8 protein-coding genes are annotated in these 7,847 nt (G+C 69.8%); 2 read left to right on the top strand and 6 right to left on the bottom strand.

The annotated features are described in order from the left end of the window. The coding region (locus V5E28_RS48510; protein WP_336217102.1) for a hypothetical protein at positions 1-403 on the top strand (403 nt) is incomplete at its 5' end. A 234-nt stretch (positions 404-637) separates the two neighbouring features. Here V5E28_RS48510 and V5E28_RS48505 read toward each other — a convergent pair. The 6 genes from V5E28_RS48505 to V5E28_RS48480 form a co-directional block, all read right to left on the bottom strand. Then, the gene (locus tag V5E28_RS48505) at positions 638-1,666 is read right to left on the bottom strand and encodes a hypothetical protein (protein WP_336217101.1); all 1,029 of its coding nucleotides are present in this window, start codon (positions 1,664-1,666) and stop codon (positions 638-640) included. A gap of 251 nt (positions 1,667-1,917) precedes the next feature. Then, positions 1,918-2,970, bottom strand: coding sequence for a VWA domain-containing protein (locus V5E28_RS48500; RefSeq protein ID WP_336217100.1), 1,053 nt, complete (start codon positions 2,968-2,970; stop codon positions 1,918-1,920). Beyond that, positions 2,971-3,921, bottom strand: coding sequence for a VWA domain-containing protein (locus tag V5E28_RS48495; protein ID WP_336217099.1), 951 nt, complete (start codon positions 3,919-3,921; stop codon positions 2,971-2,973). 46 nt (positions 3,922-3,967) lie between these two features. Then, on the bottom strand, positions 3,968-4,852 hold the full coding sequence (locus tag V5E28_RS48490) for a DUF58 domain-containing protein (protein ID WP_336217098.1): 885 nt from the start codon (positions 4,850-4,852) through the stop codon (positions 3,968-3,970). 3 nt (positions 4,853-4,855) lie between these two features. Beyond that, a complete protein-coding gene (locus V5E28_RS48485) occupies positions 4,856-5,845 on the bottom strand; it encodes an AAA family ATPase (protein WP_336217097.1) in 990 nt (329 codons plus the stop codon). Between the two features lie 25 nt (positions 5,846-5,870). Next, on the bottom strand, positions 5,871-6,656 hold the full coding sequence (locus V5E28_RS48480; protein ID WP_336217096.1) for a S1C family serine protease: 786 nt from the start codon (positions 6,654-6,656) through the stop codon (positions 5,871-5,873). A 728-nt stretch (positions 6,657-7,384) separates the two neighbouring features. Between V5E28_RS48480 and V5E28_RS48475 the strand changes: the two genes are divergently transcribed. Continuing rightward, positions 7,385-7,847 (top strand): Crp/Fnr family transcriptional regulator (locus V5E28_RS48475; protein WP_336217095.1); only part of this gene is annotated, 463 nt, incomplete at its 3' end.

Below are 7,847 nucleotides of genomic sequence, written 5' to 3'. Positions count from 1 at the left end.
AGCAGGTGCCATGTCCTGCTCTCCACCGGGTATCGCGCTCGCCGTGCTGTTTCAGCGTGCAGAGCTCGTCAACGACTCCATGGGAAAGCAGGTGGCCGCCTCGTACTCGCGCTTACACAAGAGCGCCGAAGTCAGTCTCGTCGAAGTGGTCGGTGTGCCGGACATAGAAACGCGAGTAGGCCAGTTCTGTACGGACGAGGTGCGCAATACCGGTGATCTTTGGACCACCCGCTGGGCCGAAGCTCGTGGGACCGATGATCTGCTGCAGGGCCCAATACCTTCGGGTCAGGATCAGGCGATCGATGTCACGCAAGCAGGGAGACGGCCATCGCCGGTGCACCGTCATCTCTGCAGATCAGTGCAGTACCTCACGCGCAGATCATCCGGCACTCCGCTGAGATGACGAACGTTCATGGTCTGCTCCAGAACGTAGCCCAGGGCCTGGCGCACGTTCCAGCGATCTGTGCCCGGCAAGTCGGCGCGGCTTGAGAATGGCAGTCGCTCCGCGCGAAGCCGCACTGCCGCTCCGGGTCGTCGAGGTGCCTCACGCGCTGCCGATGTGGACCTGCACAGGCGACCGCCGTGCCTCCGTCCCCGCGGGCAAGCGCCGTCGTCCGGTGGGGCGGCGGCCCGTTGCCTACGGGGTGACGATCGCCAGGTTGGTCTGCCAGGGCACGGGGAGTCGTCTGAGGGAGAGCACCTGCTCGCCGGGCCTCCAGGTGGCGATCATGCTGGCGTAGTCGCTCTCCTGTGGGTAGGCGGTCGCGGTCGTGACGAAGGCGCCCGCGAGCACCAGCCGTCCGTCCGGTGTCCAGCGCATCCTGCGGGTCTTGACGTCGACGGGCAAGGGCATCGACGGCAGGTGCGCCCATTTCAGGTTCTTCGTGTCCAGCACCCAGACGTCGAGATGCTCGTGCGGCCCCGCGGTGGGGGTGAGGAACGGGACGGCGACGTACCTGCCGTCAGGGCTGACCTCGCCGTCCTTGACCTCGCCCACGCCGGTCGGCCTGCCGACCGACCGCTGCTTCTTGGTGCCGGGGATCACCAGGGCGAGGTTCTTGCCCGGTCGCTCCACCAGCATCTCCTGGGATGTCGCCGCGACAATCCGGGGACTGGTGGTCTTCCGCAGGCTGTCATGATCGAGGAGGATCGACTCGTCCCTGTGTCTGGCGTGCAGGCCGTACGGCGTGTCGTCGAACGGCAGCGCACCGCAGTAGCTCCAGCGGGGACGGCGCAAGATCTTCCCGTTCTCGGCCTGCTTGCGTATCGTGCACGGACCGCCGTCGACCGGCTGGTCGGTGATCCAGAAGCCAGAGTCGTCGAAGGCGGGGAACGCATACCAGCCGGTGGCCAGTTTCCGTGCCTTATGCCCTTTGAGCAGGTACAACCGTCCTTGGTTGACTGCCGGTCCGCTCACCTCGATCACGGTGTGTCTGCCGTGGACGAAGGTCGACAGGGTGGTACGCGGGTCCGGATCCGGCAGGCCCGAGACGGGCGTCGAGGTGCCGGTGTCGACGTCCAGCGTCGCCGGGGTCCGAGGGGCTGGATCGTTGCCGCTGACGAGCAGACGAATCCCGCTGCCGGGGCCGAGCGGCTGCCCGGACAAGGGGCCGTAGCGGCTCTGGACTTGGCTTGCGGTGACCTGAGGGGCCGCAGTGGGCCGCACGGCCGGAGGTGTGGAGGCGCAGCCCACCAAGCATGCCAGGACCAGCGCCGGGGAGTTTCTCATCGCCCCCGGTAGGCCCCGCATCATGGGCCGAAGCTACATGATGATCGCCGAAAGTGCCCCGGCAGAGCGATTTCCGCCCTCTGATCTGCCTGCTCGGCCACGTCGATCAGCTTGATCGCGCTGCCGTGTGGCCCTGTTGGACCGTGGCTCCGAGTCAGGCCCCACCGTGTGCACTGAGGCAACTGTGGTCAGCGGGTCGGGGGCCGGGGGCGGTTCCACCAGAGGGAGAGGGACAGGGCCGTGGTGATGAGGATGGCGCCGCCGGCGGCGAAGGCGGCGGCTGTGTCGACCCGCTGACGGATGACGGTGAAGCTGCCGGGGAGGGCGTCGAGGGCACGTTGGAGCTGGTCGGCGTTCTCAGCGCGGTGGTAGGAGCCGCCGGTGGTCTGGGCTATCCGTTTGAGTGCGGGCTCGTCGATGGTGCGGGGGTTGCGGCCCCTGTCGAAGCCGCCGCGTCCGCGGAAGCCGCCCCAGCCGCCGAAGCCGCCGTCGAACTGTGAGTTTTCGCAGACCATGGGCGCCGGGTTCGTGGTGCCGAAGCCGATGGGGAAGACGCGGACGCGGCGCAGGGCCGCCTCCTGGGCTGCGGTCTGGGGGTCGACGCCCTGGGTGTTGGCGCCGTCGGTGAGCACGACGATCGCGGCGCCGGCGTAGCCTTCCCCGCTTCCGCCGGGGTTCGCCCCGGTGGGGGCGACCGACGGGTCGACCTCCGCGATCGCGTCGATCGAGGTGAGCATGGCCTGCCCGATCGCGGTGCCGCGGGACACGGTGAGGCCGTCCAGCGCCTCGATCAGCGACTTGGTGTCGTCGGTGGGAGGGACGAGCAGACCCGCGGTGCCCGCGAAGGTGACCAGGCCGATGCGCGGCCCGCCCCGCTGCGACTCGATGAACTCCGCTGCGGCCTTCTTCGCGGCGGTGATGCGGTTGGGGTCGACGTCCGTGGAGCACATGGAGCCGGAGGTGTCGAGCGCGAGCAGGATCGTCGCCGACGTCTGCGGCACCGGCACCGACGCCTGGGGCCGCGCCGCGCCGACCGCGAGGAGCGCGAGTCCGGCGATGAACAGTGCCGCGGGGATCTTCCGCGTCCAGCGGGTACGGCCGGGCAGGGCGCTGCGTACGAGCGCGATCGAGGTGACGCGGACGGCGGCCCGCCGGCGGCGGCGTAGCGCCCACGCGCGGATGGCGAAGATCAGCGGGATGATCAGGACTGACAGCAGTGCCCACGGCCATGAGAACGACATTCAGATCACCCGTCCAGACCGGAGCACGGTGAGCGCCGCTCCCGCGGTGAGCAGTGCGAGGGCGAGCGCGATCAGCCCGCCGGCGAGGGGCAGCGGCTCGTCGGAGACGGTGAGCCGCAGATCGATCGTGTCGGCGATCCCGTCGAGCCGCGCGGTGTCGGAGGCGGGGTGGTAGGCGCCGCCGGTGGTCTGCGCGATCAGAGTGAGGGTGTCCTGTTCGAGCGAGGTCTGCAGGTGGTAGCCGTCGACCTTCACCGTCGCTCCGGCCGTGGTGCCGACCCCGACGGTGTGGATGTGGACGCCTCCCCGCTGGGCCACGGTGGCGGCCTGTTCGACGTCGCCGCCCTGGTTCTGGCCGTCGGAGAACATCACGATCGTCGCCGACGGCCAGTAGCCGATGTCGGGCGCGGTGCCGTCGCGGCCGATGGCCACCTGCTTGCCGGTGATCGCCGACAGCGAGGCCGTGATGGCCGTCCCCAGCGAGGTGCCGCCGGTGATCTTCAGCCGGTCGATGGCCTTGAGCGCGATGGAGTGGTCGGCGTCGGGCCGTGCGGTGGTGAGCGCGCCCCGCTCGAACGCGACGACTCCGATGTCGACGCTGTCGGGCTGCGCCGCCACGAACGCGCGGGCCGCCCGCTGCGCGGCCGCCAGCCGGGTGGGCGCGACGTCGTCGGCGCCCATGCTGTTGGAGACGTCGATGGCGAGGATGACGGTCCCCGCGGTCCGCGGGACCGGCACCATGGCCGCAGGTCCGGCGGTGGCGATCGCGAGTACGGCGACGCCGGCGATCGTCAGGCCGGTTCCGAGGTGCGCCCGGCGTACGCCCGGCACGGCGACGCCGGCTGCGGCGAGCGCGGCCGTCCGGCGACGCGCGGAGACGACGGCCGCCCAGGCGAGCGCCGCCGTGACGAGCAGTCCGACGGCCAGCAGCAGCGGGGAGGACAGGGTCATGCGTCCTCCTTCGCCGGACTCGTACTGATGACCTCGACAAGCTCGGTCATGGCGACCGGTCCCGGGTTCGGGCGACGACCTCGACGAGCGCCTCGGCCAGATCGCGGTCGGTGTCGATGCGGTGGACGGGCACCCCGGCCCGGCGCATGCCCGCGGCGAGCCGGGCGTCGCGGGCGTCGACGGCGGCGCGGAAGCGTACCCGCAACAGCGGGTCGGCGGAGTCGACGACGAGCTGCTCGCCGGTCTCGGCGTCCTCGACCACGATCAGCCCGGCTTCGGGCAGCACGTCGTCGGCGGTGTCCACGATCCGCAGGGCGACCACCTCGTGCCGCCGGGCCAGGCGCTGGAGCGAGCGTTCCCAGTCGCCGTCGCCGATGAAGTCCGACAGCACGACGATGAGTGCGCGGCGGCGCGCGAGCCGTCCGGCCGCGTCGAGCATCTCCGCCAGGTCGGTGGTGGTGCCGCCGCGCGTCTCGGCGGTGCGTTCCAGCTCGGCGCCGATCCGCAGCGCGTGCCGCCGCGAGGTGCCGGGCGGCACGACGCGCAGCATCCCGCTGTCGAACAGCAGGGCGCCGACGCGGTTGCCGCCCCGGCCGAACAGCCGAGCCAGGACGAGCGCGAGCTCGGCCAGCACGTCGTGCTTGCCGCGCCCCGGCCGGCCGGCGGCCATCGACGCCGACCGGTCGAGCACGAGCCACACCGTCAGTTCGCGGTCCTCGGTGAACACCCGCAGGTGCGGCTCGTCCAGCCGTGCGGTCACGTTCCAGTCGATGTGCCGGGCGTCGTCGCCGTCGCTGTAAGGGCGTAATCCGGTGAAGTCGATCCCGGAGCCGCGGTGCGCGGTGCGGTGGGCGCCCTGGAGCCGGCCGTCGAGCCTGCGAACGACCTTCCACTCCAGGCGGAGCAGGAGCCTCTCGGGGGCGGTGGCCATGGCTCAGCGGTTCTGCAGGACGACGTCGGGCGCCCGGACGGCCCCGAGCACCCTGGTGATGATCGTGTCGGCGTCGACGTCCTCCGCGAGGGCCTCGTAGGACAGCACGAGGCGGTGGCGCAGCACGTCGAGCGCGAGCTCGGACAGGTCGTGCGGCAGGACGTAGTCGCGACCGCGCAGGAACGCCAGCGCCCGGGCGCCCGTGACGAGCGCGATGGACGCCCGCGGGCTCGCCCCGTACGTGACGTACCGTTCCAGCTCGCCGAGCCCGGCCGTCGCGGGAGAACGCGTCACGCCGACCAGCCGTACCGCGTAGTCGACGATCGCCGGATCGACGTACACCTGCTGAGCGCGGGCCCGCATCGCGATCAGCTCCTCGGCCGTCACCATCGGCTGTGGCGGCTCGGGCGGACGCAGCGCCCGGTCGACGATCGCCTGCTCTTCGGCCTGCGTCGGATAGTCGACGACCACCTTCATCATGAAACGGTCGATCTGCGCTTCGGGCAGCGGGTAGGTGCCCTCCGACTCGATCGGGTTCTCCGTCGCCATGACCAGGAACGGCTCGGGCACCCGGAACGTCTCACGGCCGATCGTCACCTGATGCTCCTGCATCACTTCCAGCAGGGCACTCTGCACCTTGGCGGGGGCGCGGTTGATCTCGTCGGCCAGCAGCAGGTTCGCGAACACCGGGCCGAGTTCGGTGCGGAACTCCCCGGAGTGCTGGTGGTAGACCCGCGTGCCCACCAGGTCGGCGGGCACCAGGTCGGGGGTGAACTGGACGCGCTGGAAACTGCCGGCGATCGCGGCGGCCAGCGACCGCACCGCGAGCGTCTTGGCCAGGCCCGGCACGCCCTCCACCAGCAGGTGGCCGTCGGCGATCAGCGCGACGGCCATCCGCTCCAGCAGGACGTCCTGCCCGACGATCGTACGTTTGACCTCGAACAGCACATGTTCGAGCGGATGGGCCGACTCGGGGGACTTGGTCGAGGTCATGGTCTTCCTTCTCGTGAGGCTTCGATCAGATCTCGGGCCCGTCACCCGGCGGGCCGTCGCCCTCGCTGCCCAGGGCCGCGCCGATCGGCACCGCGAACGCGATGCCGGCGAACGCCTCGTCGCCTCCCGGGTCGGCGATCGAGACGACGATCCCGATGACCAGGCCGCGAGCGTCCAGGAGGGGACCGCCGGAGCTGCCCGGGTTGACGGAGGCGTCGAACTGGATGAGCCCGCTCAGGTCGCCGTCTGAGGTGGACCGGTTCAGGCCCGACACGACGCCGGTGGAGACGCTGTAGGTCAGGCCCAGCGGATTGCCGATCGCCACGACCGGCGCGCCCACGGCCGCCGCGCCACCGAGCGTCGCCGGGACGACGATCTCCGGCAGTTCCGCGGGCTTGAGCGTCGCGACGTCGCGCTTGGGATTCGACGACGCGACCACGGCCTTCGTCTTGGTGCCGTCGGCGAATGTCAGGCTGATGTCCTTCGTACCTTTGACGACGTGGTGCGCCGTCAGAATCGTCCCGTCCTCGGCCGCGATCACCCCGGTTCCGAGCGACTTCCCGGCCTGGACGACCACCACCGACGGCCCGACCCTCTTGAAGACCTCGGCCGTCGTGAGCGTCGCACTGGGCGTCGGCGTCGCGCTCGGTCTGGGCGCGGCTCCTTCGCCGTTCCCACCGCTGCTTCCCAGCCAGTACGCCAGCGCCGCCACGACGACAAGTGCGCCGCCCCCGACGACGAACCGCCGAGCCCTCCCGGCCACGGCTCCCTGAGCCTCGGCCGCACCGGCCTCCTGCGGCACGCGCTCCATTGCCCCATAGTCGTAAATCTCAGTCAAAAGTGCTACAAAGTCCGCCTGAGAACTCCATGAGAACCGGGTCCGCAGCCCGATGCGCCCAGCACGGAGACGAGGACGGCGGCGCCGACGGCTCTGTCTGAGCCGGTGGAGCTTACGGCGCACCCTGCGGCGACATCATCGTCGACGCGCACGATCCGGACGACGACGACGACGCGATCTGATACAGCCTGAAACCTGACATCACCACGAAGGCCCGCGCCGACTTCGCCCCCGCCCACATGCCGCAGCCCCTACGTGACGAAGGCCTCCGCCACGGCGTTCCGACACCGCCACGCCACCTTCCACCGCCCGGCCGATCATCGCGGTGAACTTCCGATAAAGCCGCAGGTCGCGGAGAGTGCTCCGCGCGCACGCGAGGATAGTCCGACCATTGGTATCTCCTTGGATACTCCGCACGGGGTCTCCAAGGCAGGGGATGGTTGCACTTTCCACGCCAGTCAGAAACAAGGGCGGTGGCTAGTGCTGTGGGAGCTGCTGTCGGCGGTGCGCGAAATATGCGAAGAGTAGTGCTCCCGCTACAGCACGGCCGCTCTCCCCAGTTTCCTGCCGGGCGCAGGATTGTGAACTCGAAAGTCTCGCCCTTCGCTCAGGGCGGCTGTCAGAGCTCTCCACTTATATGAACTCGCCCGCGAGACTGCCACAGCAGCACATGACGGCGCCGTGGCTCTGGAGGTTAACGAATGCTCACAGGGCTGTTGGCCAGTATTGCGATCAGTGTCATATTGCGAGTGAAGCACTCGAACTCGGGTCGCTGGAGGCTTCCGGTGGCGGCGAAGTGGCCGATGGGAACGTTCCTTGCCCGGTTGCCTGAGGCGATGCCTGCCGAGCTCATCGAGCTTGGCACCACCCTCATGGCACCGGATGGCACGCGACTTATTCGTCAGGGCGATCCCGGCGCGCTGGTCTATCTGATACTCCAAGGCCTAGTCAAGATCACGACATGGGCTGAGAACGGCGAACAAGCGCTTCTAGCCGTGCGGGTCAGCGGTGACGTCATCGGAGAAATGGCGATCCTGGGGGCGGGCAGGCGCAGTGCGGACGCCACGACCTGTGGCCAAACCTCGTTGACTGTGATCAAGGGGAATACCTTCATCGGTTATCTGCAGCGGCATCCGAACGCCGCGCTCGCGCTTTCCGGACTCC

Origin of the sequence: Nonomuraea sp. LPB2021202275-12-8 (genome assembly GCF_037044575.1) — a bacterium.
GTDB lineage: Bacteria > Actinomycetota > Actinomycetes > Streptosporangiales > Streptosporangiaceae > Nonomuraea.
Note: the sequence above shows the minus strand (reverse complement) of the source record. Positions and strands in the feature narration are given on the sequence as shown.